Genomic DNA, 25545 nt, shown 5'->3' on the forward strand with positions numbered 1-25545 from the left:
TTTTGTATTGTGTAATTATTTAATTCTTAATTACTTTTTGATGATAAGATTGTGTATTTGTATTAATTTTTATGATATAATTTCCTTTTTGTAGGTTGCTAATATCCATAGATCTAGAAACTAATTGGCCTAATGAGTTATAAACCTCAATGGATTTAATATCATTTTGCGGGATATTGGTTTTAAAATTACCGTTAGAAGGGTTAGGGTAGATGTTTACATTTTTTAGTTGGCTATTAGATGTTGCTAATACAGCATCACTTTTAATATATGCAATTTCAGTAATTGTAAATTTACCATTTTTCTCCATTCCTTTGACTTCCATAATAGGAAATTTATAATCTTTGCTTAACCACTTATAGCTAATTTCTTTAAGAGATTGATGATCTGTAATACCATTTTGTATTTTAGTAATACTTTGGTCGGATATACTTTTTAATCTTAAGACATCGTTATAGGTTTTATTATCTATAGATAATTTTCCCCAACCATCAACGTGATTAAAACGATCACCAGTGCTATTGACTTTAAAATTGATACCTTGTTGTGTTAGATCTAGATTTGCAGCAAAAGGCTCTGTATAAGTATCATTATAATTCATAGGGAATTTATACAATATGTCAGGCTGTTGATAATCTAGTATCGCAGGAATAACTAAATTATTAGACATAATCTTAATCCCAACCATCTTAGTTGCAAGGCTAGAATCTGTTTTTAAAGAATGAGAGTAGATTGCATCTAATACAATATTGTTGCCAGCTGGGATAGGAGAGTCAGCTAATTTTTCGGCAACGTTTGTTTTATTGTTAAATTCTACATTACAAGTTGATGCATAACCCATGTTATTGCACCAGATACTTTTATAGACGCTATTATTAGGATCAATTAGATTAATCTGTTTTGTAGAAGCTTGTTGAAGGCTATTAAAATCCCAATTATAATTAGAACCTGTTGTACTAAAATTAATTAATGTAGATGTATCGCCAATTATATAGGTTATGTCATCTAATGAGTTAGCATAATCTGCGGAGGTATAAGTTACCTGCGCATTTACTAATGGTAAGATAACCATCAGTAAAACTGTGGAGATTTTTTTCATGGTTTTAGTTAGTTTTAGTTTTGATTTAAAGATAACAAAAAACAATTATTATTTAATATTTTAACATTGTGATAATGATGAAAATTCAATAATAATTTATACTAAAATCTTTTTCTAAACTTTCTTCTTAACCAATTAAAACTAGCATTAAAGCTTGATAGAATGCACTTAAGCGCGTTTTGTAATTTTGAACCAGAGTTAATCAATTCATTTTTTTATTAAAATTATAGGCTTTTATAAATTACGAATAATGTAAAAAATCACGGATTTCCGTCATGAAAAAAGCTATGAAAATCCTAAAATCCTCATAGCTTTTAACTTATTTTCAGTTTTTTAATTATAAAAAAATCCCTTAAAATGCGTTGATGCCAGTAATATCCATGCCGGTAATCAATAAATGAATATCATGTGTACCTTCATAAGTAATCACAGATTCTAAATTGGCTGCGTGACGCATCATAGGAAATTCTCCCATAATCCCCATGCCTCCCAACATCTGGCGAGATTCTCGTGCAATATCAATAGCCATTTTTACATTATTTCTTTTAGCCATAGAAATTTGAGCAGGAGAGGCCTTATGCTGATTTTTCAATTCTCCTAATCTTAGGCAAAGTAATTGAGCTTTTGTGATTTCGGTTAAGAATTCTGCTAATTTTTTTTGCTGTAACTGATAGGATGCAATCGGTTTCCCAAACTGTTTGCGCTCTTTGGTATATTGTACTGCTGTATTATAACAATCTATTGCTGCGCCAATAACTCCCCAAGAAATACCATATCTAGCAGAATTAAGACAAGATAAAGGCCCTTTTAATCCTTCTATAGTTGGGAAAATATTTTCTTTAGGAATCCTAACATCATGAAACACTAATTCGCCGGTTTTAGAAGCTCTTAATGACCATTTATTATGAGTTTCTGGTGTAGTAAAGCCTTCCATGCCACGTTCAACAATAAGACCTCTTATTTTACCTTGTTCATTTTTTGCCCATACTACAGCAATATCACAAAGTGGAGCATTGGTAATCCACATTTTTGCACCATTTAAAAGATAATGATCGCCCATATCTTTAATAGTTGTTTCCATAGAGCCAGGATCAGAACCATGATTAGGCTCTGTCAAACCAAATGATCCGATATATTCTCCTGTCGCTAACTTAGGAAGATACTTTTTCTTTTGTTCTTCTGACCCAAATTCATTAATTGGAAACATGACCAAAGAAGACTGTACAGAAGCCGCAGATCTCACGGCAGAATCACCACGTTCTAGCTCTTGCATGATAAGTCCATAAGAAATCTGGTCTAATCCAGCACCGCCATATTCTTCCGGAATGTACGGCCCCAAAGCGCCAATCGCGCCTAATTCTTTCATTAAATTAGGTATGTCTTGATGATTTTGAGCGGCTTCGTCAATTTTAGGCATTACAAAACTTTCTACCCAGTCTCTAACAGATTGTCTAATAAGTTTGTGCTCATCAGATAATAATTCATCTAAAAAATAATAATCAGGAATGTTGGTTAACGGATAATATGACATGATTTTGGTATTGGATAATTTTAAATTTTATATACTGCCAAATTAGCATTAATTTAGGAATTACAATCTAAATTATTTGATTTTATCTTAATAATAGTCTTAGCAGTTATATTTATTATAGCTTTCATATTAAAAAGGATATAAGAATTATTAGGATCTATATCTGAGACTAACCAGAAAGTATAATTATAAGCTTAAAAGGGCAAATTATAAAAAGTCCTATAATTTATATTATGTTAAATTGGATATATTTTTACATTTTAATTTGATTAATTTTAGAACTGGAATTTAAGATGATTATCTACTTTAAAAAAAACAAAAAAGCCAATCGATACTTCTTGACGATTGACTTTTTTTAAATGGAAAATAAGCGATTGATATATATAAATTTATTCTACAGTAAAGTTAATTTCAGCATCTAGTTTTGGGAACTTATTTTTAGAAATAAATTTCTTTCCGGTACAGTCAATTTCCTTCCAAGATTTTTTCTTTCCAAGATCTCCAACTTCTACAACGTACGGAATTAATTTTATATTATTTTCGGCTTCATCATAAATTTCTTTGTAAAGAATTGCAACGTCCAAAATACATTCAAAATCTGTATTAAGTTTTAGATTTCTATAGATGATGTCATAATGACTTTCTTTGTTTTCGGGAATCTGAAAATAGGTTTCGTAACCAATAGTTTCTCCCTTCAAAACGGCAATAGATTTTAAGGCATAAAATAATGCATGAGTATAATAAATTCTTGTTTTTTCTCGGTCATAATCATCAGGAAAAAAACCGCCTTCAAACAAAATATTTGGGATGCCATTTTTCATCAAATTGTCGCCTGAGGAAGTTGGATAAAATGCATCATTATAACGAGCAATTTTATTAGGCAATACTTGTTGCAATTGCAAAAAAATACTCGCAATAACCGCCATACTTTTTTTTCTGTTTTCGCTTAAGCTTCTTTCTAAATCTTGAGAAGGCGCCAGAAAAGATAGCGTTGCTGGATTCTCAAAATCGGTAGAAAATATGGTTCTCTGATCATGAAGATTTAAGGCAAAATCATAATTTTTATCAGTGAGCATTTTTTTTAAAATTTTCATTTCAACACTAGACTCCATCAAAAAATCTCGATTAATATCTATGTCCAAAGCATTTCTTCTGGTCCAGATTTCTGAGCCATCAGGATTAAGCATTATAAGAAAATCTAAGCTGATACTTGAGAATAATTTTTCTTCGACTTCTTTATTATTTTTAAAATATTCTAGCAAGTCCATAAAAGCCAAAGTTGCCGTAGATTCATTGCCATGCATCTGAGACCAAGCAGCAATTTTTATAGGTCCATTACCCAAAGTAAATTTATAAATAGGTCTACCCAAAGTTGACTTACCAAGCACTACAATCTGATCACTGAAATTCTCTTGTAGATAAAAAAATAATTTTTCTGGTGAAATATAACGCTCTGGGAAGTTTACATTTTTAATGTATTGATAAGTGCCTTGCATATTGATCTTTTTAATATTGTAAAAATAAGAATTTTCTTATAAAACAAACGGTTTACATTTGTAATATAATCAAACAAGCACAAATGTCACAATGTCTGTTAGTATTTTTGTGGATTACGTTATAGATAATTACAACATGTAAATTGCTGTAAATCAGTGTTTTGAAAAAGTTTATTTGAAGTGTTTATTTCAATATACTTTAATTACGTAAAGTATTGATTATTAATATTTAAGGATAAATCTATTAAACGTGGATTGTTTGTGGAAAATACTGTTAATATCTTTTTTAGAAAATAGTATTACAAATGTATTTGTGGATAAATTAACATATTTGAACACAGAAAAATAGTTTGCTATAATCAATATAAGCAACTACCATTAGTTACTCTAAGCCAGGATATATACTTACTGAGACACCTTGTAATATAGCCGTAAACCACCATTAATAAACAAATAATTGTTATTATACAATAAGTTGCATATACTCTCCTATTCTATCAGTGATATTATTTTAATCTTTATAATTAAAATCTAAATATAGATGCCTATTAATTAAGATTAAAACCAATTACATTTTTTATAGGTAGATTTAAACTGAGAAATGAGATAAAATAGTTATTAACATCAAGTATATCTTTTAATTTTTAGTGGATAAATAATTTGCAGTTATCCACAACAAATGTAAATAATAGTTTAAATAACACTTTTACAGTGTTTTATAGAGTTAACTTTTGTAAATAGCGAAGTTTTAGAGTGTTTTACAAAAGTAAATCCTAATTAAAATATTATCTTTACATTTGTAACATGAGTATTAATGATAGAATTACAAAAGTAATCGAGTTTTCAAAACTGACACCTTCTGAATTTGCAGATGAAATTGATGTACAGCGATCTAGCATCTCTCATATAATTTCTGGACGTAATAAACCTTCTTTAGAATTTGTCACAAAAGTTAAACAGGCTTTTCCTGAGTTAGAATGGAATTGGATTATTACTGGCGAAGAGCCAATGTTAATCATAAAAGAAGATTTGACACAATTGGCAACAGAAGAATTTCCTAAGAAAAGAGCACTACCCGACTTATTCGCATTGATAGATAATGATAAATTTGGTGAAGAAAAAGTAGATGAAAATTTAGCAAATAATGCTGTTTCTGATAACACGTCAAATTTCCCTTCTCCTAAACAAAGTACAAATAATTTTGATACAGACGATTCTCAGCGATTAGAAAATACACCTATAACGCCTATAGTTTCTCCTAAAAAATCAGTTAAAAGAGTCGTTTTTTTCTATGAAGATGGAACTTTCGAAACCTTTGAAAATTGATAAAAGCTAATAGCATTTTTATATAATGAAGAAGGAAGTTTTATAAATTTTAGATCTATATTTCATTCTTGATTAAAAGATATTTCTTAATCAAAAATTAGATCATTTTGAAATATTCCTTTTTGTTTTCAAAAATATTTGTCGTTTATTTTTTATCATTTTGCTTATATAAATAATTAAAATTCGTTTGATTATATTACTAAAAATCAAACGAATTTTTTTATAAATTTTCTTTTATTTTCACTCTTAATTTGTCTTTTTTTTATTTAATCGATCATAATTAATTCAAAAAAAATGAAGGTTATTTTTTGATAAAAGCAATTGAAAAAATCTTGTTTTCGACTAAAAAAAACAAATCAAATTTATATAAAAAGACACATTTAAAATTGTTTTTTTTCTTTGAAATTAGCATCATTTTTAAATAAAATTTTGACTAATTTTTAGTTCGATTTTTATATTTTTTTCAAGTCATTTTTCTTTAATTTCTATTGATAATTTCTGTTATAAAAATTGCCCAAACCAAATCATTTTCCAACTTTTCACACCATTATTTTTGATTAAAATTTGAAATTATTTATACTATTTCCCAAGCAAAAAATTCTAATTTCTCCTAATATTTTATCAGTTATTGGTGTGTTATTTTAGTCAAATTAGAGAATATTTAGCCTAAAATAACGTGCGAAAAAAGTGATATTTTGGGATTAAAATTTAGAATTTTTTGGTTTTATTTATATATTTGTTCCGTTATTTTAAGAATTAAATTCTATTATAATTAAGATTATTTTTTGATATTTTAAGCTCATTTTAACCAGAAAATTTATTGGAAAATGACTCCAGAAATATAATTAGGCATACATTTTGAAAAGGTAATTTCTATGAAAAAATCTTTATTTTTATTTGGTCTTTCGCTCATTATGACGTCTTGCGCAGCGATACATAATACGCCTCAAAATAGTAATCCTAATCAAATTATTGTACCTAATAAAGCGATATCTTTTGTCGATCAAAACGGTAATTTCTATCCAGATAATTGGAAAATTGATTATGGAAATCCGCCAAAAACCGCAGATAATAAAGCTTTTTCTTTGATGAAATTAGCAACTGATGAAGGCAAAGAAAGCAATCTATTGGCTACGGAAAAGCAAAAAATACAGCAAGTTGCAGATAATGCTAAGAGTAAACAGCGTATTTTTATTTTTGTTCATGGTTTTAATACGAGTTATAATCAAGCTTCTAAGAGTTATAATAGTATCAAGAATTTACTAAATACAAATACTAATAACGATCAATTAATTAATTTTTATTGGGATGGCTTGGTTGCAAAATCAATGTTTGGTGCAGGAAAAATATGGTTTAATGCCGCTAATAATAGTCAGATGGCGGGAGAATTTGGGTTAAGAAAACTATTGAACGGCTTAAAGAATAAAGATATTTATATTATTTCTCATAGTCGTGGTGCTTCTGTTGTACTGAGTGCATTAAGCGATCCTCCTTTTAGCAAAAGCGAAATTAAAGATAGAAAGGAAAATCACAATGTAGATATTGATGAAGATTCTAAAAGATTAAAAGAGAATAACAATAAAATTTATTGCATAATGCTCGCGCCAGCAATAGGTGCAAAGGATTTTAAATCTTCAGATCTCAATGATGGAGAAGATACTTACAGAGAATTCACGCCACAATTACAAAAGGTTCATATTACAATTAATAATTCTGATCCTACCTTAAAAAAGTATTTTGGTTTTCTTTCTGACAAGTTAAAGCCTACAGATCTAGGTTATAAAGTAGATACTTATGATGATCTCGTTAATCATTATAATTTCTTAGAGAAAACGGATTTTACAGGACAGAAATCTCATAATTTCGATATTTATATCAAGAATCCAAAATTGATAAAAATATTAAAAGAGTTTAATATTGCAAAATAGAATTTACTCAAAAAAAATGCTGTTCAGTTAAGAACAGCATTTTTTTAATCTATAATTTATCTTGTATTTTTACCATCTACGATAATACGCTCTGGTCTATTGGCGATTTCCCAAGCGGTGGTAAATACCAACTGAGTTCTTTTGTGCAATAATGGATAATCTATTTTCTCCGGCGTATCGCTAGCTTTATGATAATCCTCATGGATACCATCAAAATAAAATGCTATTGGCACATTATTTTTGGCAAAGTTATAATGATCAGATCTGTAATATAATCTGTCTGGATCTTTAGGATCGTCATATTTGTAATTCAGAATTAAATTATGAGAATCTTTATTAGCTTGTTCGTTAATCTTTTTAAGATCGGTGCTTAGCATTTCTGATCCAATAACATAGACATATTGCTTACCTAGGTTCTCTTTATCACTTCTACCAATCATATCAATATTAAGATTCACGACTGTATTAGCCATAGGAAAGATTGGATTTTTACTATAATAATCTGATCCTAAAAGTCCGTGCTCTTCGCCCGTAACATGTAGAAATAAAACAGAACGCTTAGGTCCGTAACCTGCTTTTTTAGCTTTCTGAAAAGCTTCTGCAATTTCCATAACACCTACAGTCCCACTTCCATCATCATCAGCGCCAGGATATACTACTCCATTTTTAGTCCCAATATGGTCATAGTGAGCAGAAATTACAACTATTTCTTCTGGTTTTTCAGAGCCTTCTATAAAAGCTAAAATATTTTCAGAATCTGGTAAAGCACCTCTTCTGGTTTTCAAAAATTCTGATGGTACTTTTTGATAAAATGAGCCTAAAGCTTTTGGGTAAGAAATGCCATAAGATTCATATTGTTTTATCATGTATTCTCCAGCTTTTTTCTGTCCTGGGCTTCCCGTGTCACGACCTTCCATCTCCGGAGAAGCAATGATGTAAAGGTTTTTCTTAAGATCAGCCTCTGTTATACTATTATAAGCCGTCTTAAAACCTTTTCCATTTATAGAAAAGTCTTTTCCGCCAGTTGTAGAAGTTTTACAACTTTGTGTCATCCCAAGGATTACCACCAAGCTTAGATATTTGATATTTTTCATAAATACTTTGTTTTTAATATTTGGGGCGTAACCCACAGTTCCCAGAGCTTATCCAGCATCAACTGAGGGTCGGGCTTTCTGTTACAACTCCTCGTATCGGCGCTCGCTACGCTCGCGCCTCACTGCGGGGTTTCCACGTCAATCCCTTACGCGAAAAGGTGTTTTATAATTTATTTTTATCCGATATTTATTTAGAATTACGTTTTATATTTTAATAATTAATGCGCTTCTAACCAGTTATCGCCAACACCAACTTCTACTAACAATGGGACTTTGGTGTCAAAAGCAGATTCCATTTTATCTTTAATCATAGCTTTTGCAATCTCTATTTCATCCAAAGGCGCTTCGAAAACCAATTCATCATGCACCTGCAAAAGCATTTTAGTTTTAAGGTTTTTAGATTTTAATTCTTCTTCGATATTAATCATAGCTAACTTGATAATATCTGCGGCACTTCCTTGTATAGGTGCGTTAACAGCATTACGTTCGGCATGACCTTTTACTACAAAATTAGTAGAATTGATATCATTAAGATGTCTTTTTCTTCCTAATAATGTAGAGACATAACCTAACTCTCGGGCTTTTACCACTTGCTCGCTCATGTACTCTTTCAGTCTTGGGTAAGTCTGAAAATAAGCATCAATCATGGCTTTTGCTTCAGTTCTGGACATTCCTGTTTGGTCTGCCAACCCGAAAGCACCTTGTCCGTAGATAATCCCGAAGTTGACACTTTTCGCTTGACTACGTTGAGTTTTTGTAACTTCATCCAATGGAATTTTAAACAACTTTGCGGCTGTCGCAGCGTGAATATCTTCTCCATTCTGGAAGGCTTCAATCATATTTTCTTCGCCAGAAATCTCAGCAATTAATCTTAATTCTATTTGAGAATAATCGGCAGAAATAATTTTGTTACCAATATCAGCCACAAAAGCACCTCTAATCTGTTGTCCACGCAACGTTCTGATTGGGATATTTTGCAGGTTAGGATTAACACTTGCCAGACGTCCTGTTGCTGCAACGGTCTGTGCGTAAGTTGTATGCACACGGTTGTCGATAGGATCTATCTGCTCGGGCAATGCGTCAACATAAGTAGACTTAAGCTTCTGGAGCGTTCTGTATTCTAATATAGAGGCAATGATCTCATGCTTGCCGGCTAGCTTTTGTAATACATCTTCTGAGGTTGCAAACTGGCCCGTTTTGGTTTTTTTAGCTTTGGGATCTAGTTTTAATTTTTCAAAAAGGACTTCACCTAATTGCTTAGGAGAATTCATGTTAAAATTTTCTCCCGATAAGTCGAAGATTTTTTCTTCTAAAAGTTTGAGGTCATTTTCTAGATCTTTGCTTTCTTTTGCCAACCATTCAGAATCTAGTTTTACACCTTCTAACTCCATAGTAGCTAATACTTTGAGCAATGGCATTTCTATGTTGTAGAATAACTCTTCTAGGTTTTCTGCTTTTAGTTGTGGTGCAAATAATTCATATAATTGATAGGTTATATCTGCGTCTTCTGCAGCATATTGTGTCTGAGTGGCAAGATCTATTTGTCTTAATGTTAATTGATTTTTACCTTTTTTACCAATAAGACTTTCTATAGAAATTGGGATATAATTAAGGTGCATTTCTGCTAAATAATCCATGCCATGACGACCATCAGGATTTAGAAGATAATGCGCAATCATGGTGTCTAATATCTTACCTTTTACCTCAATATTATAGTTTTTTAAAACCTTGTAATCGTATTTTAGATTATGCGCTATCTTTAATATGGTTTCGTCTTCAAAAAAGGGACGAAATATCTCTACAATCTCTTGTGCTTCTTCTCTATTTTCAGGAATTGGGATATAATATGATAACCCTTTTCGGTAAGAAAAACTCATCCCAATCAACTCTGCTTCTAGCTCATTAAGGGAAGTTGTTTCTGTATCAAAACATACTGAAGGTTGCTTTAATAGATTCTGTACCAGTATTTTTTGAGCTTTAGTATCGCTAATTAATTGATAAAGATGATCGTTTTGCTCGATATTAATCTTAGATGTTAAAGTCTGCGCTGACTCATCAAAGTTTGAAAATAAATCTAGTTGTGTTACTTGTGCATTTTTAGGTTCATCTTTTGGACTGATCTCTTTTTCTACAACGACTTTATTATTGTTATCTGTTGCAAAAACTCTATATAAATTATCATACAGTCTTCGGAATTCTAACTCTTCGAAAATCTCATTAACTTTATCAAAATCAGGTGTTTCTAAGTCGTATTCTTTTTCGTGAAATTCTACCGGAGCATCGCACAAAATAGTAGCTAATTTTTTGGATAACAAACCTCTTTCTGCACTATTTTCTACTTTCTCTTTTAGTTTACCTTTTAACTCATGTGTATGGGCTAAAAGATTTTCCATAGAGCCATATTCTTTGATGAATTTTTTGGCAGTTTTTTCTCCAACACCTTCTAATCCAGGGATATTATCTACAGCATCACCCATCATCCCAAGATAATCTATGATTTGTTTAGGATCATCTACTTCATATTTTTCTTTAACTTCTTGTACTCCTAATATTTCTATATCACCACCCTTTAATCCAGGCTTATACATCTTGACTTTGTCCGTTACTAATTGAGCAAAATCCTTGTCTGGCGTTACCATAAAGACGTCATAACCTTGTTTTTCTGCCTTGCAAGATAAAGTCCCAATAACATCATCAGCTTCATAGCCTTCTACACCAAGAATTGGGATATGCATAGCTTTTAGAATCTCATGGATATATGGTTTTGCAATGATGATAGCTTCTGGAGTTTCTTGGCGATTAGCTTTATACTCGCTATAATCTTCATGACGGATATTACTCCTACCTACATCAAAAACAACAGCAAGATGCGATGGACGCTCTCTTTTTATCAATTCTATTAAAGAGTTTGTGAAACCAAAAATTGCGGATGTATCCAATCCTTTAGTAGAAAGTCTAGGATTTTTAATAAAAGCGTAATAGCCACGAAAAATCATAGCATAAGCATCTATTAAGAAAAGTCTTTTGTCTGCTGTCATAATCACAAAAGTAAGGATTTTTGCTTCAAAAAGTTAATTTTAGAAGCGATCAAGTTTCTATTTTTATAAGCCTTTGATTATCAGTATGAGAAAAATGTTAAAAAAGCTTATTTTTTATAGTAGTATTTATAGAAATGGCAGTATTTTTGCTTCAAGGAAAACAGATGAAAAAAAAACTATTTTTTGGTGCTATAACCATTGCTGTTGCTGCATTCTTAGTAAGCTGCGCTAATCTTGGTGACAGCCTAAAATACATTAATAAAGATATAAAACTTAATAATATCAATCGTATTATTTACTTTAATCCTGAGGTAATTCCTGATGTTTTCGAGATTAAAGACCCTACATACACTACATTTTTCAGTGCAGCCTCTGATAAGATGATGTCCTTAGGAACAAGAAATTATCTTAAAATTGATACACCAATGTCTTTTGATGATGTGGATGTAACGATGCTGAAAGATCTTTGCAAAAATAATGATGCTGATATTGCTATTGTACCAAAGGTTACTTATTTTAAGGTTGGATTTGGGAAGTATGTATTTTCTAATCAGGTTGTTGTAAGTCTTAAGCTTTACGATGCTGCAGGTAACTTTATTATGGAAACCTCTTATGATACCTATAAAGGTAACGGTCGTATGTTGGGCTCTGCAGAGAACTCTGTGAAAATAGGAACTAAGGGTGCTCTTAACAAAATGAACAAGGAGTTACACAACCGAAAGATGCTTATTAATAAATCTTCATAGTAATTATCAGTTAGTTTCCAGATTTTGTTGCTTTATTCGTTGAGTTTTTAATACTTTTGCAAGGCTAAAAATGACGATGTGGAAAATACGGAGCTAATTTTAAATCCTGCTGATATTGCCGAATCTTTAAGCAATTTAACTGCTAAAGAAAGGATAATCGCGTTTTTGAAAGTTCCAAAAACGCATAAAGCAGAAGTTTTCGCACATCTAGATCAGGTTTTTCAAGAAGAAACTATCCGAAGTATTGGTAGTAATGAGGTGGCTTATATCCTTAATGAGATGTCTCCTGATGACCGTACACAGCTTTTTGAAGATTTCCCAGACGAACTTATCAAATATTCTATCAATCTCCTTAATCCACAAGAACGTCGTGTTGCTCTAAAATTATTAGGTTACAACTCAGACTCTATTGCAAGATTAATGACGCCTTATTACATCCAGATCAGAAAAGAATGGACAGTGAAGCGTTGTTTCCAACAAATTAAAAAAGTTGGAGAAAAGGTAGAAACCATGAATTACCTTTACGTTGTAGACGAAAAAAATCGATTAATAGACGATATTACGATTGGTACTCTTCTACTGGCGGACGAAGATCAATTAATCTCTGAGTTAAGCGATAATCATTTTGTTGCCATTACCACAACAACTTCCAAAGAGGATGCTGTCCCTTACTTCGAAAAGTATGACCGTAGCGCAATGCCGATTATTACAGAAGCTGGCGTATTGGTTGGTATCGTAACTATTGATGATATCTTAGATCAGATTGAACAGCAGAATACTGAAGATATTCAAAAATTTGGTGGTCTAGAAGCTTTAGATTTGCCTTATACGCATACTTCTTGGACAGAGATGATTAAGAAAAGAGCGACATGGCTTATCATACTTTTTGTATCAGAAATGCTCACAGCTTCGGCAATGGGATATTTTGACAAAGAGATTGAAAAAGCAGTTGTTTTAGCATTATTTGTTCCATTAATTATTTCTAGTGGTGGTAACTCTGGATCTCAGGCTGCAACTTTAATTATTAGAGCCATGGCTTTGCAAGAATTGACTCTGAAAGATTGGTGGTATGTCATGAAAAAAGAGATTATTTCTGGATTATGTCTAGGGACAATCCTCGGTATCATTGGCTTTGTTAGAATCATGCTTTGGCAAAAAATAGGCTTATTCGATTACGGAATTTATTGGGCTTATGTTGGTCTAAGTGTTTCGGTCTCTCTTGTTGCGATCGTACTTTGGGGGACGCTTTCTGGATCTATGATACCTTTCGTTCTCAAAAAATTCAAGCTAGATCCAGCAACTTCTTCTGCACCTTTTGTGGCAACATTGGTAGATGTAACAGGACTAATCATCTACTTTACTGTTGCAGGAATGTTCTTGACAGGTAGATTGCTCTAGAATCAAATTCATTTTTATAGTGGCTTTATTTTAATAAAATTAATTGCCAATAATCTGTTATGATTAAAAGTATTCTTAATGACTTTATATGCATTAAGACTCATTATTCGTGAAAATCCTGTGCTGATTTTACAATTAATAATTACGGTATGATTAACTATGAATAATCATATTAGTAAATGTTAGATCATACTATCCAATTTTTTTTCTTCAAATTCTAAAAAATCATATCTTTAGAACATAAAATTATAAATTCAAGATAGAAGAAATATGATTAATAAAACAGTAAAAAATGTTCAGGAAGCTTGTGTTGATATCCAAGATAACGCAACAATCATGTTGGGAGGTTTTGGTCTTTGTGGTATTCCCGAGAATTGTATTACAGAATTAGTTAATAAAAATATTAAAGGATTAACATGCATTTCTAATAATGCTGGAGTTGATGATTTTGGACTAGGATTATTATTGCAGAAGAAACAAATTAAAAAAATGATTTCTTCATATGTTGGAGAAAATGCAGAGTTCGAAAGACAGTTATTAAGTGGAGAGTTAGAGGTAGACCTTATCCCACAAGGGACTTTGGCTACTCGTTGTATGGCTGCCGGATACGGTATGCCTGCTGTCTATACGCCGGCAGGAGTTGGGACAGAAGTTGCAGAAGGTAAAGAAGTACGTAATTTTGATGGTAAAGATTATTTATTAGAATATGCCTTTGATGCTGATTTTGCAATTGTTAAAGCATGGAAAGGTGATACAGCAGGTAATTTAATCTTTCGTTCTACATCCAGAAATTTCAACCCATTAATGGCAATGGCTGGTAAAATAACTATTGCAGAAGTCGAAGAATTAGTAGAAGCTGGAGATCTTAATCCAGACGAAATCCATACACCAGGCATCTATGTACATCGTATCTTCCAAGGGAAAGATTATGAAAAACGCATTGAGCAACGCACAGTAAGAAAAGCTGATTAATTGATTGTTTTTTTATAAAAAAATTCTTTTTGTTATAAAAACTTTTTATGTCTATGACTAATGGTCATTAGAAGTCTTTTTCTACGCTGATATGAGAAAATTATGATAAGGCTAGATTATTCTTAAATTAGTGTTAATGTGTATTAATATGATATTTAGAATAAAATTTAAAACTAACTTTATGTATTATAAAAAACATTTATGAGCACTCAAAACGCAAAATCTGTACAAGAACTTTCAATTAATGGTAAAAACTATCAATTTTGTTCTCTCAAAAATCTTCCAGGTGGTAATGTAGACCATTTACCCTTTAGTATCAGAATTCTTCTAGAGAATGTTCTAAGGAATTATGATAATTTTAGTATTACCGATGAGCATATAGATACCTTGCTTCATTGGAAACCAGAGTTTAATGATAAGGATATACCTTTTAAACCGGCAAGAATATTAATGCAGGATTTTACAGGAGTTCCGGCGGTGGTTGATATGGCATCATTACGTGCAGAATTTGTAAGACATGGGAAAGATGGCGAAAAGATTAATCCAGCAATTCCTGTTGACTTGGTAATTGATCATTCTGTTCAGGTAGATTTTTTTGGTACTGATTATTCTTATGACAAAAATGTACAGTTAGAATATGATCGTAATACAGAACGTTATGAGTTGCTCAAGTGGGCACAAAAAGGATTAAAAAATTTCACCGTTGTACCTCCTGGTATGGGGATTTGTCATCAAGTTAATCTAGAATATCTGGCTAAAGGTGTCACAGAAAAAGAAGGATGGCTTTTCCCTGATACTTTAGTAGGAACCGATTCTCATACACCAATGGTTAATGGGATTGGGGTTATTGCTTGGGGTGTTGGCGGTATAGAAGCAGAAGCAGCTATGCTTGGTCAGCCTATTTTCTTTACTTGTCCAGAAGTAGTTGGTTTAAAATTAACTGGTAAGATTCCTAATCAATGTACCGCAACGGACATGGTTCTCTTTATTACTAAAACCTTGAGGGATGAAGGTGTAGTAGGGAAATTTGTAGAAGTTTTTGGGGATGGATTAGATCATCTAACCGTTACAGATCGTGCAACAATTTCTAATATGTCACCAGAATTTGGATGTACAGTGACGTATTTCCCTATTGACAATAGAACTTTAGAATATATGCATTCTACCAATAGATCTCCAGAGCAGATAAAAATAGTAGAAGAATATTGTAAAGAAAACCTCTTATGGAGAACTGGTAATGAAAATATCCAATACTCCTCTATCGTAGAGTTAGATCTTAGTACTTTGGAGCCCACCGTTTCTGGCCCAAAACGTCCTCAGGATAAAATATTAGTTAAAAACCTTAGCGAAAAATTTGCAGAATCTCTTAAAAATGAACACCACAGAGATTATGAACCTTTATCTACAAGAAAAGAATATGCTTGGTTATCTGATGGTGGTTCTGGTACGGAGTTCACCTTTGGGAAAGTTCCTATAGAAGGAGATACACATTCTGATGTTATTCAGGATTCATTACATGCGGTAAGGATAAAACAAAATAATTCAGAATTTATATTAAGCGATGGAAGTATCGTTATTGCAGCAATTACAAGTTGTACCAATACATCTAATCCTGCTGTAATGATTGGCGCAGGTCTATTAGCTAGAAATGCCATAGAAAAAGGACTAAGAAGCAAACCTTGGGTTAAAACATCATTAGCTCCAGGATCAAAAGTAGTTACAAAATATCTAGAAAGATCAGGACTGAATACCGACTTAGAAGCACTTCGTTTTCATACAGTTGGTTATGGCTGTACATCTTGTATAGGGAACTCTGGTCCATTACCGCCAGCTATTGCAACTGCTGTAGAAAAAGGAGAATTAGTAGTAGCTTCCGTATTATCCGGTAACCGAAATTTTGAAGCAAGAGTGCATCCTCAAGTTAAAATGAATTTTCTAATGTCACCTATGTTGGTCGTTGCATACGCCTTAACTGGGCATGTTGACATTAACTTGATGGAAGATCCTATTGATTATGATCCTAATGGACAAGCTGTTTATCTAAAGGATATCTGGCCATCTCGAGAAGAAATTCAAGAAACCATTAATCAATGTATGAAACAGGATGATTTCAAAGAAGTTTATGATGTTATTTTTGATGGTTCTACAGATTGGCAAAATCTAGAAGTTAATCTTGATCAAAATTTTGAATGGAGAAAAGACTCAACATATATTAAGGAAGCACCGTTTTTTGAAAATCTAAGTGTTACGCCAAAAGCAATAACAGACATCGTTAATGCTAGAGTTTTATTGTATCTAGGAGACTCTGTTACTACGGATCATATCTCTCCCGCAGGATCTTTTAAAGAAGATTCGGCAGCGGGGAATTATCTTAAAAATCATAATGTTAAAACAGAAGATTTTAACTCTTATGGCTCTCGTCGTGGTAATCATGAGGTGATGATGCGTGGTACATTTGCCAATGTTAGGATAAAAAATAAAATAGCAGATAAAGAAGGAGGTTATAGTAAGTACTTTCCTACCAACGAAGTAAAAACAGTCTTTGATACAGCTATGGCTTACGAGAAAGATCATACTCCATTAATCGTTTTGGCGGGTAAAGAATATGGATCTGGATCATCACGAGATTGGGCAGCAAAGGGAACTTTCTTACTAGGAGTTAGAGCTGTAATTGCAGAAAGCTTCGAGCGTATCCACAGAAGTAATTTGGTCGGTATGGGTATTGCGCCACTCGTTTTCATGGATGGACAAAACGCAGAATCTCTAGGCTTAGATGGGACAGAAACCTACAATATCATTGGCTTGGCTGATAATCTGAAACCACAGAAAATCATTGAAGTAACTGCATTGCATCCTTCAGGGAAAGAAATAAAATTTAATGTAAAAGCGAGATTAGATTCTGCTATAGAAATAGAATATTATAAGAATCAAGGTATTTTGCAATATGTTTTAAGAGATTACCTAAAGAATAGCTAAGGTAATACTCTAAGATTTAGAAGAAATTTCACTTCAAATAATTAATAAAAAAGCACTTTTAATAGGTGCTTTTTTATGTAGTAGACTAATTTTGTGATGTCGTATTAATGTATTAATTTAGAAAATCAATTTGCAATATGAAATTAGGAGCTTTTTCTGTGAGTCTAAGTGTTAAGGATTTAACAGTTTCAAAAGAATTTTACGAAAAATTAGGTTTCCATGTTTTTGCGGGAAATATAGATCAAAAATATTATATCATGAAAAATGATACCGTATTAATTGGTTTGTTCGAGGCCATGTTTAATGGTAATATATTAACTTTTAATCCTGGCTGGGATCAAGATGCAAAAGAATTAGAAAATTATCAAGATGTAAGAACTATTGCAGAAAGTCTAGAGCAATCAGGATTAGAGATAGATGCACAGATTAATTCCTATCAAGGCCCGGCAAGCATAAGCTTACTAGACCCTGATGGAAATATGATATTAATTGATCAGCATAGATAATAAGTAACTATTCAGATTTCATAACTTTAAGCAGTTCATTTTGTTGGATGACATTATTCTTGCTATTAATTAAGTTGTAATTAGCTTGTAACCAGTTATTTCTCACCACAAAAAAAGTATAGGCATCCATAAGTCCTTCTTTATATTTTTCTTCAGATTTTTGAAATGATAATTTTTGATTTTCGAAGTTGGCTTCTAATAAACTGTATTTTTCTTGGGCATTAAGAAATTGAACTTTTATTGAATTAATACTTTGCATCAAATTATTAATAATCAAATCCTTGTCGTAGTTAGTATTGATGACATTTAGCTTAGAGATTTCGGTATTATTTTTAATTTGAAATTTGTTAAAAATCGGAATATTAAGTCCCAATGACAACGATTGATTTTTGTTTTGACTAAATTGATCCGAAAATCCCATGGCAGAAATATTATCTTTTCCTAAAGATTTATTGTAAAACGTAGACCAGCTATAACTTCCGTTAAGTGTTGGCAGATAGTTAGATCGCACGATATTAACATTTTTTTCTTGCGCTTTAATCTCTGTAATCACGGCTAAATATGCTGGATTCTTCTCTAATAATTGCGTTGTAAAGTTGGGATTATCAAAATCATTTTCCTTAATAACATCGTTATCATTCATCACAAAATCAACCGAATCTTGCGTTAGTGCCAACGTATTTAGCAGATTAATTTTAGCCAAATCCCGCTGATTTTTAGCAGAAACCCATTGTTCTTGCAAAGTTCCTAGGTTGGCTTTGATGTCATAAATATCACTTTTTGAGCGACTTCCGATTTCTACTTCTTTCTCGGTACGTTTAATTTGATCTTCAATTCCAGAAATCTGAGTTTGAAGAACCTCTAACCAACTTTTACTATTTTGATAATTAAAAAATGTATGGATAACATTAAGACTTACCTCATTTTTAGCTTGTTTCAATCGGTAAAAATTGGTTTCTTTATTCAGTTTTGACAAAGAAATATTGAGATAATTGCGCCAGTTGAATAACTCAACATTAGCTTGTGCTATAAACTGATCGTATTGTGTATTAAGCGCTTCTCGTTGGTTACTGGATTGATTAATAGAAGATCCAAAACTATAACTATGGTTAATCCCAGCTTCTAAAGAAGGCAATAACAGACCTTTGACAGCTGCAATTTGGCGATCATTTTTTTTAAGATTAATCGTCGCTTGCTTCACAAGAGGATGATTGGCGGCGGCGTAATCCAGACATTGCTGCAAGCTCCATGATTGTTGTGCCGGGAAAAGGTTGATGATTAATATGAAGAATATTTTTTTCATTGTAGCTATTTTTAATCGAAATTAAAGGCCTGATATTCAAAGTTATCGCCATTGAAAACTTCAGATATCGGACTAATAATTTTAGATTTTATTTGTATTTTAGATACTTTATAAGACTAACTTTTGTAGCTTGATATGCTTTGATACTGACTACAGCAAAGGTCAAGAGAAGTAAAATAATAAGGCTAAAGAAAAACGGCCACAGAGGCATCTCGATTCGGTAGGCGAAATCTTTCAGCCATTCATTAATCAAGTAATAACTTATCGGAATACTAATTAATACTGCGATTAGAGTAATCCAAAGAAATTGTTTGGTTAATCCTACTATTAATATGCAGTCTGATGCACCTAAGGTTTTTCTGATGGCGACATCTTTCAATTTTTGCTCAATCATTAAGGATGACAAAGCAAATAATCCCAACAAGGCTACAATTAAAACCATTACATTAAGAATGGTAAACAAAGTCTGCTGTTTCTGATATTTCTCAAATGTCTTCGCGAACTTCTGGTCTAAGAAATAATAATCAAAAGGATAACCTTGCTCTACATTGCTTTGCCAATAGGTTTTCAGCCTTTTTACAGTGCCATCGATATCGGCAGGATCTAGTTTTAATTGAATGTTATAGACAAAAAATTTCTTCCATGAAGTTTCTCGATAATGAAAAAATATAATAGGCTCTACTTCTGCTTTTAAGCTTCTAATATTGAAGTCTTTTACAACGCCTACAATTTTATAGTTTTTATTATCAAATCCTGGTCTGATTTCATTTTTTAAAGCGTCCTCATCTTTCCAGCCAAATTTTCTTACAAAAGCCTCGTTAATAAGGACATTATTGATTGTATCGGATGCCAGATTAGGATCTAACCAACGTCCTACTTTCAATTTAACATTAATAAATTGAAGAAAATTATAATCCATAGATCCGTGTTGCCCTTGGATACTTTTATCTTTATAATCCATGTTAGAACTACTAGATCTATTGCTACCAGGCACTACTTCTCCATAAGAAATATCAGTAACACCTTGTATTTTTCTCAGTTCGGTTTTTAGTTTTTCGTATTTCAGCCAAGGTTTTTGTGTTTCTTCACTGAAATTAATCATTATAATCTGCTTCCCGCTGTATCCAAGATCTTTATTCATCATATAATTTACTTGCTGATTAACGATTAATCCGCCAATAATGAAGAATGAAGAAATAATTAATTGCAGAGTCAAAATCCCATTCCTAAGCCAAACACCATGTTTGCTTCTGGCAAAATTTCCTTTAAGCGTTTCTATAGCCTTAAAGTTAGACAAGTACGTTGCGGGGATTAAGCCTGAAATGAGCGTTACCGCAATTACCATCAAGAAAGAGTAAAAATAAACATGCCAATCTATCATCATCATTTCTTTGTCATAAAACTTGTTGAAACTTGGTAAAAGCAATTCTGCCAAAGCCAATGATAATATATAAGATGCGATGCAAATGATGAAAGTTTCCATCAAAAACTGAAGAATAAGACCTGATTTACTACTGCCAATTGCTTTTCTTACACCAATTTCTTTAGCACGTTGAGAGGCTTGAGCTGTTTTCAGATTAATAAAATTAATTGCCGACAAAATCACAATTAAAACTGATAAGGTAAACAAAATCATCAATGTTTTGAAATCAGGATTACTGAACCAAGATGCTTTTGCATGCAATTTAATTTGATCCAAAGGCGTTAATACACAACCGTTAGGACCATAAAGATCCAGATATTGTTGAATGGTAACTTTAGCTTCGTCTTTATCTAAGCTTGCACGGTATTCAAAAATATCTTTTACAAACTTATTTTCGACAGTTTTGGCATCAGAGCCTGGTTTCAACATAAAAAAAGCAGCATAGTTGAAGTTACCCCAATTTTTCTCATCGTTCTTTATCTGTTCTACTGGATTATAGATAAATGCTGGCTTAATCTGACTATTTTCCTTTGGAAGCTCATACACTGCAGTCACCACAAAATTATTGCCATTAAATTTTAAACTTTCGCCTGCCACATCGGTTTTACCAAAAATATTTTTAGCCGTTGTTGTCGAGAGCGCAATAACATTAGCACCTTTCAGCGCATCTTTATAACTTCCATTAACCAACTTGAAAGGGAAAAAATTAAAAAAACTTTCCGTTCCCGTCATACCATCCTTTTGGTAGACTGTTTTATCTTTTGTGGTCATCTTAACATTTATCATATAACCATTCAGTAAGACATAATCTTGGACTTCGGATATTACATCTTTCGCACGCCTTGCCATAGGCACAGAGATATTATGTCCGTAAGAATTTTCGGACTTGTTGTACGTCTGGAAAGAATAAATATTCTCACGTTTTGGGTTCCACTTTTCGAAAGATTCTTCGTCATTCCAATGCATAAGAATGAGCATAAATCCTGTTAATCCGATAGTTAATCCAAATAAGTTAATTACCGTGGACAACCAGTTCTTTTTATAATTGATGAAGGCAATTTTGAGCCAATTTTGTAACATAATTTTTGGTTTTTGGTTTCTAGTGTTTTGTATTCAGGTTTTAATATTTGATTGAGCAAAAAACTCAACACCATATACGATACACTAAAAGATTATTCAAAGTTTTTGGCATCTGCTTTTTGGAAGACGTCCTTTCTTTGAGAAGCGTGTTCTTCTGAGAAAATTTCGCCATCTTTCATCGTCACCACTCGAGAAGCGTAACCCGCATCGTAAGAAGAGTGCGTTACCATTGCAATCGTAGAGCCTTCTCTGTGAAGTTCTGCCAGGAGATTCATCACTTCATTTCCGTTAGAGGAATCCAGATTTCCTGTTGGCTCATCCGCAAGAATTAATTTTGGTTTGGTTACCAAAGCTCTTGCAACGGCAGCTCTTTGTTGCTGACCTCCAGAAAGTTGTTGCGGATAATGTTTGGCTCTGTGCGCGATATTAATTTTGGTCATAATTTCTTCTACTCTTAATTTTCTTTCGGAAGAAGAAACGCCGTTGTAGATTAAGGGTAATTCTATATTTTCGTAAACGGTAAGCTCATCAATTAGGTTGAAATTCTGAAAAATAAATCCTATATTTTTCTTTCTGATTTCTGATTTTTTCTTTTCCGACGTGCCAATAGTTTCTATAGATTCGAACTGATAAGACCCCGAAGAAGCCGTGTCCAACAGTCCTAAAATATTAAGAAAAGTCGACTTACCACAACCCGAAGGTCCCATAATGGCGACAAAATCACCTTCTTTAATCTCTAGACTTACATTGTTAAGCGCGTTAGTCTGTACATCTTCGGTTTTATATACTTTTGATAGATTTTTGATTTGGATCATTTTGATTTATTTTTAAAGTTGAATTAGTTTATTTTTTTATATCTAAAATTTCGTATTTCTTGAGTTCTGTATAGTCAGAAGTTATAATGGTTTCGCCAGCTTTTAAGCCAGACGTTACTTCGTAATATAATGGATTTTCTCTGCCTAAAGTGATATTTATTTTTTTGGCTTTGTTGCCAATAACTACAAAAATCCATTTGCCATTGGTATCTTTAGAAAAATTACCTTTCGGAATCATCATGCTTTGCGTATCGGCTGATAGTTTTAATTTAACCCCAAAAGTCATCCCTATTTTTAGGTTTTCTGCTTTAGAATCTACAAAATTAAGCTCTACAGAAAACTGTCCGTCTTTAACTTCTGGTAATATCTTGGAGATTATCACTTCATAGTCTTTTCCGTTATTGTCTAGATTACCTCTAATCCCGATATTAAGCTTGTTAATATAATACTCGTCAACTTTTGCAATGAGCTTGTAACCGTCCATCAGATCGATCTTACCAATGCTTTGTCCTGTTGTTAAGTTCTCTCCTATCGACACATTAAAAGAAGATAATCTCCCAGAAGCTGGTGCCATAATTAAGAAATTATTTTTGTTAGAATGCAGGATTTTCCGACTTTTTTCCATCTGAGCGATAGAAGAATTAATCGCTGACATCTGAGCACTTCGCGATACTTTTTCGTTATAAGCACCTTTTTCTACAATTGATTTTCTTTGTTTTTGATAATTAAGATTTTGCAGGCTGATATCATAATCTGTCTTTCTACCGATTTCTGCATCATAAAGACGTTTTTGTAAATTAAAAGATTGTAACGCCGTATTATAATCATTTTGAGATTGCAGTATTTCTTTATCCTGAATAAATTCTTGATTTTTGAGCTCCAACAAACTATTTCTCATCTGGCTAATCTGTTGCATAATTCCGGTCTCTTGATTAAGGTAAGAGAATTCTGTATTAGGATTATAAACTTGAGCAATGGGCTGTCCTTTGGTTAAAATCTGACCATCTTCTGCAAAAATTTCTTTGATCGCGCCACCTTCTAACACATTAACCAAAGAAGAATTAAGAGATTGTGTCTGCGCGGTAAGCATCAACATATCTTCGAATTTTCCTTGTGTTACTTGATCTGTTTGTATCTCTTGGCTTGACACATTATAGGTCTTTTTTTGTTTGAAAAAATAAAGGCTAAATAATGAAATTATAACAATTGTTACTACTGTTATCAAAACAAATTTTAATTTAGATTTCTTTTTTACTATTTTCGTATCCATAATAATATAACTCGTTTGCTTACAGTTAATTACGCAAGTCGAGTGCCAGAGATTTATAAGTTTGTAAGTTGCTGTAAACCTGAAACAAAGCTATTTAAGCAATTCTAAAAACTGTTCATTTTCGGACACTTTTTGTTCGATAACGGACACTTTTGATAGATTGATGGTTATTGATTTTAAATTTAAAAATAAAAAATGCGCAAAAAAGAAGCTCATATATTAATCGTTGATGATGACGAAGACATTTTATTTTCTGCTAAAGTATGGTTGAAAAAATTTTTCACGCAAGTTAGTATTCTTAGTCAGCCCACGAAGATTTTAAAATTTCTAACTGAAAATCAAATTGATACGGCAGTTCTAGATATGAATTTCCGAAAAGGATTTGAAAACGGACAAGATGGTTTGTACTGGATGAAAGAAATTAAAACGCTAGAACCACAATTGCCCATTATATTAATGACGGCTTACGGCGAGGTAGAATTGGCCGTAGAAGCGTTGAAAAATGGCGCCTCAGATTTTATACTAAAACCTTGGAACAATGAGAAACTCTACGCTTCTGTCAATCTTGCTGTTGACATTTCTCGGAAGAATAAGAAATTAAGTCAGTGGGAAAATATAAATACTAAAACTAATCAATACCAATTAGAAAGCCAATCTGTAAAGATGCAAGAAGTTCTTGAACAGATAAAAAAAGTCTCACCAACCGACGCTAACGTCCTTCTTTTGGGAGAAAACGGAACCGGAAAATATGTCTTGGCAGAGTCTATCCACGAACAATCGGTAAGAAAAAACGAACCTTTTGTGCATATTGATTTGGGAAGTATTTCAGAAAACCTTTTTGAGTCAGAATTATTCGGTTACAAAAAAGGTGCTTTTACCGATGCGCATCAGGATTATGCAGGAAAAATAGAAAATGCTCAAAATGGTACTGTTTTCTTAGACGAAATAGGAAATCTCCCTCTTCAGCTTCAAACCAAATTATTAAGTTTAATTCAAAATAAAAAACTCAGCAGAATTGGCGAGTCCAAAGAAAGATCGCTGGATGTCAGATTTATTTTTGCCACCAACGAAAATCTTAAAAAAGCCGTTGCCGACAATCGTTTCCGACAGGATTTGTATTACAGAATTAATACTTTAGAAATTAATATTCCGGCGCTTAGAGATCGGCAAGAAGACATTGCAATTTTGTCTCAATATTTTCTGGATCGTTACAAGCAAAAGTATCACAAACCGGCATTGGAGCTAAGCCAACAACTCATTGCACAACTTCAGAATTATCCTTGGCCTGGTAATATCCGAGAGTTGGATCATTGCATAGAAAGAAGTGTGATATTGTCGAGTGAGAATCATCTTCAACTTCTAATTCCTCAATTAGAAGAGCAAGAATCGGCCATTACTAATCTTAATATTGACGAAATGGAAGAAATATTAATCAAAAAAGCATTGAAAAAAAATCAAGGCAATATCTCATCTGCCGCCGAAGATCTTGGATTATCCAGAGCAGCTTTATACAGAAGAATGGAGAAATTCGGGTTATAAATAAA

At 32.4% G+C, this 25545-nt stretch carries 17 protein-coding genes; 8 read left to right on the forward strand and 9 right to left on the reverse strand.

Going from position 1 to position 25545, the window contains the following annotated elements; all coding sequences use genetic code 11:
• Window positions 1-19 precede the first annotated feature (19 nt).
• The 3 genes from ACQQ6V_RS04105 to ACQQ6V_RS04115 all read right to left on the reverse strand — a co-directional run bounded on the left by ACQQ6V_RS04105 (window position 20) and on the right by ACQQ6V_RS04115 (window position 4126).
• Entirely contained in the window at window positions 20-1099 is a 1080-nt protein-coding gene (locus tag ACQQ6V_RS04105) for a T9SS type A sorting domain-containing protein (protein WP_448844288.1), read from the reverse strand.
• 352 nt (window positions 1100-1451) lie between these two features.
• Window positions 1452-2630 (reverse strand): acyl-CoA dehydrogenase family protein, encoded by a 1179-nt coding sequence (locus tag ACQQ6V_RS04110; RefSeq protein ID WP_448844289.1) that lies wholly within the window; start codon window positions 2628-2630, stop codon window positions 1452-1454.
• A gap of 389 nt (window positions 2631-3019) precedes the next feature.
• The gene (locus ACQQ6V_RS04115) at window positions 3020-4126 is read right to left on the reverse strand and encodes a M14 family zinc carboxypeptidase (RefSeq protein ID WP_448844290.1); all 1107 of its coding nucleotides are present in this window, start codon (window positions 4124-4126) and stop codon (window positions 3020-3022) included.
• A gap of 804 nt (window positions 4127-4930) precedes the next feature.
• Between ACQQ6V_RS04115 and ACQQ6V_RS04120 the strand changes: the two genes are divergently transcribed.
• Window positions 4931-5452 (forward strand): helix-turn-helix transcriptional regulator, encoded by a 522-nt coding sequence (locus tag ACQQ6V_RS04120; protein WP_448844291.1) that lies wholly within the window; start codon window positions 4931-4933, stop codon window positions 5450-5452.
• 875 nt (window positions 5453-6327) lie between these two features.
• The gene (locus tag ACQQ6V_RS04125; protein ID WP_448844292.1) at window positions 6328-7380 is read left to right on the forward strand and encodes an alpha/beta hydrolase; all 1053 of its coding nucleotides are present in this window, start codon (window positions 6328-6330) and stop codon (window positions 7378-7380) included.
• Between the two features lie 56 nt (window positions 7381-7436).
• Here ACQQ6V_RS04125 and ACQQ6V_RS04130 read toward each other — a convergent pair whose 3' ends face one another.
• Both ACQQ6V_RS04130 and polA read right to left on the reverse strand, forming a co-directional pair.
• Window positions 7437-8465 (reverse strand): M28 family metallopeptidase, encoded by a 1029-nt coding sequence (locus ACQQ6V_RS04130; RefSeq protein ID WP_448846172.1) that lies wholly within the window; start codon window positions 8463-8465, stop codon window positions 7437-7439.
• Between the two features lie 227 nt (window positions 8466-8692).
• Window positions 8693-11512: a DNA polymerase I gene (gene polA, locus ACQQ6V_RS04135; protein ID WP_448844293.1), complete on the reverse strand. Its 2820-nt coding sequence runs from the start codon at window positions 11510-11512 to the stop codon at window positions 8693-8695.
• Between the two features lie 164 nt (window positions 11513-11676).
• On the opposite strand from polA, the gene ACQQ6V_RS04140 reads away from it, so the two are divergent.
• The 5 genes from ACQQ6V_RS04140 to ACQQ6V_RS04160 all read left to right on the forward strand — a co-directional run bounded on the left by ACQQ6V_RS04140 (window position 11677) and on the right by ACQQ6V_RS04160 (window position 18110).
• Window positions 11677-12258, forward strand: coding sequence for a pyruvate decarboxylase (locus ACQQ6V_RS04140; protein ID WP_448844294.1), 582 nt, complete (start codon window positions 11677-11679; stop codon window positions 12256-12258).
• A 78-nt stretch (window positions 12259-12336) separates the two neighbouring features.
• On the forward strand, window positions 12337-13656 hold the full coding sequence (gene mgtE / locus ACQQ6V_RS04145) for a magnesium transporter (protein WP_448844295.1): 1320 nt from the start codon (window positions 12337-12339) through the stop codon (window positions 13654-13656).
• Window positions 13657-13926: 270 nt separating this feature from the next.
• Window positions 13927-14628 carry a CoA transferase subunit A gene (locus ACQQ6V_RS04150; protein WP_448844296.1) on the forward strand — a complete coding sequence of 234 codons (702 nt, stop codon included), beginning with the start codon at window positions 13927-13929 and terminating at the stop codon, window positions 14626-14628.
• Window positions 14629-14829: 201 nt separating this feature from the next.
• The gene (acnA, locus tag ACQQ6V_RS04155) at window positions 14830-17604 is read left to right on the forward strand and encodes an aconitate hydratase AcnA (protein ID WP_448844297.1); all 2775 of its coding nucleotides are present in this window, start codon (window positions 14830-14832) and stop codon (window positions 17602-17604) included.
• Window positions 17605-17741: 137 nt separating this feature from the next.
• Window positions 17742-18110 (forward strand): VOC family protein, encoded by a 369-nt coding sequence (locus ACQQ6V_RS04160; RefSeq protein ID WP_448844298.1) that lies wholly within the window; start codon window positions 17742-17744, stop codon window positions 18108-18110.
• 7 nt (window positions 18111-18117) lie between these two features.
• On the opposite strand, the gene ACQQ6V_RS04165 is transcribed toward ACQQ6V_RS04160, so the two are convergent.
• From ACQQ6V_RS04165 to ACQQ6V_RS04180, 4 genes are all read right to left on the reverse strand, one after another.
• Window positions 18118-19413 (reverse strand): TolC family protein, encoded by a 1296-nt coding sequence (locus ACQQ6V_RS04165; RefSeq protein ID WP_448844299.1) that lies wholly within the window; start codon window positions 19411-19413, stop codon window positions 18118-18120.
• Between the two features lie 88 nt (window positions 19414-19501).
• On the reverse strand, window positions 19502-21916 hold the full coding sequence (locus ACQQ6V_RS04170; protein WP_448844300.1) for an ABC transporter permease: 2415 nt from the start codon (window positions 21914-21916) through the stop codon (window positions 19502-19504).
• Window positions 21917-22008: 92 nt separating this feature from the next.
• Window positions 22009-22731: an ABC transporter ATP-binding protein gene (locus ACQQ6V_RS04175; RefSeq protein ID WP_448844301.1), complete on the reverse strand. Its 723-nt coding sequence runs from the start codon at window positions 22729-22731 to the stop codon at window positions 22009-22011.
• A 28-nt stretch (window positions 22732-22759) separates the two neighbouring features.
• A complete protein-coding gene (locus ACQQ6V_RS04180; RefSeq protein WP_448844302.1) occupies window positions 22760-23881 on the reverse strand; it encodes an efflux RND transporter periplasmic adaptor subunit in 1122 nt (373 codons plus the stop codon).
• Between the two features lie 315 nt (window positions 23882-24196).
• Between ACQQ6V_RS04180 and ACQQ6V_RS04185 the strand changes: the two genes are divergently transcribed.
• Complete coding sequence (locus tag ACQQ6V_RS04185; RefSeq protein WP_448844303.1) at window positions 24197-25540, forward strand: sigma-54-dependent transcriptional regulator; 1344 nt, start codon at window positions 24197-24199, stop codon at window positions 25538-25540.
• The last annotated feature ends 5 nt before the right edge of the window (window positions 25541-25545 follow it).

Source organism: Chryseobacterium electrogenes (assembly GCF_053553015.1).

Bases quoted from the DNA above. Each gene is read 5' to 3' on its own strand.
- ACQQ6V_RS04160 (WP_448844298.1), top strand. From the start codon at position 17,742: ATGAAATTAGGAGCTTTTTCTGTGAGTCTAAGTGTTAAGGATTTAACA.
- ACQQ6V_RS04105 (WP_448844288.1), bottom strand. From the start codon at position 1,099: ATGAAAAAAATCTCCACAGTTTTACTGATGGTTATCTTACCATTAGTA.
- ACQQ6V_RS04165 (WP_448844299.1), bottom strand. From the start codon at position 19,413: ATGAAAAAAATATTCTTCATATTAATCATCAACCTTTTCCCGGCACAA.
- ACQQ6V_RS04150 (WP_448844296.1), top strand. From the start codon at position 13,927: ATGATTAATAAAACAGTAAAAAATGTTCAGGAAGCTTGTGTTGATATC.
- ACQQ6V_RS04110 (WP_448844289.1), bottom strand. From the start codon at position 2,630: ATGTCATATTATCCGTTAACCAACATTCCTGATTATTATTTTTTAGAT.
- ACQQ6V_RS04125 (WP_448844292.1), top strand. From the start codon at position 6,328: ATGAAAAAATCTTTATTTTTATTTGGTCTTTCGCTCATTATGACGTCT.
- ACQQ6V_RS04170 (WP_448844300.1), bottom strand. From the start codon at position 21,916: ATGTTACAAAATTGGCTCAAAATTGCCTTCATCAATTATAAAAAGAAC.
- ACQQ6V_RS04140 (WP_448844294.1), top strand. From the start codon at position 11,677: ATGAAAAAAAAACTATTTTTTGGTGCTATAACCATTGCTGTTGCTGCA.
- ACQQ6V_RS04175 (WP_448844301.1), bottom strand. From the start codon at position 22,731: ATGATCCAAATCAAAAATCTATCAAAAGTATATAAAACCGAAGATGTA.
- ACQQ6V_RS04185 (WP_448844303.1), top strand. From the start codon at position 24,197: ATGCGCAAAAAAGAAGCTCATATATTAATCGTTGATGATGACGAAGAC.
- polA (WP_448844293.1), bottom strand. From the start codon at position 11,512: ATGACAGCAGACAAAAGACTTTTCTTAATAGATGCTTATGCTATGATT.
- ACQQ6V_RS04115 (WP_448844290.1), bottom strand. From the start codon at position 4,126: ATGCAAGGCACTTATCAATACATTAAAAATGTAAACTTCCCAGAGCGT.
- acnA (WP_448844297.1), top strand. From the start codon at position 14,830: ATGAGCACTCAAAACGCAAAATCTGTACAAGAACTTTCAATTAATGGT.
- ACQQ6V_RS04120 (WP_448844291.1), top strand. From the start codon at position 4,931: ATGAGTATTAATGATAGAATTACAAAAGTAATCGAGTTTTCAAAACTG.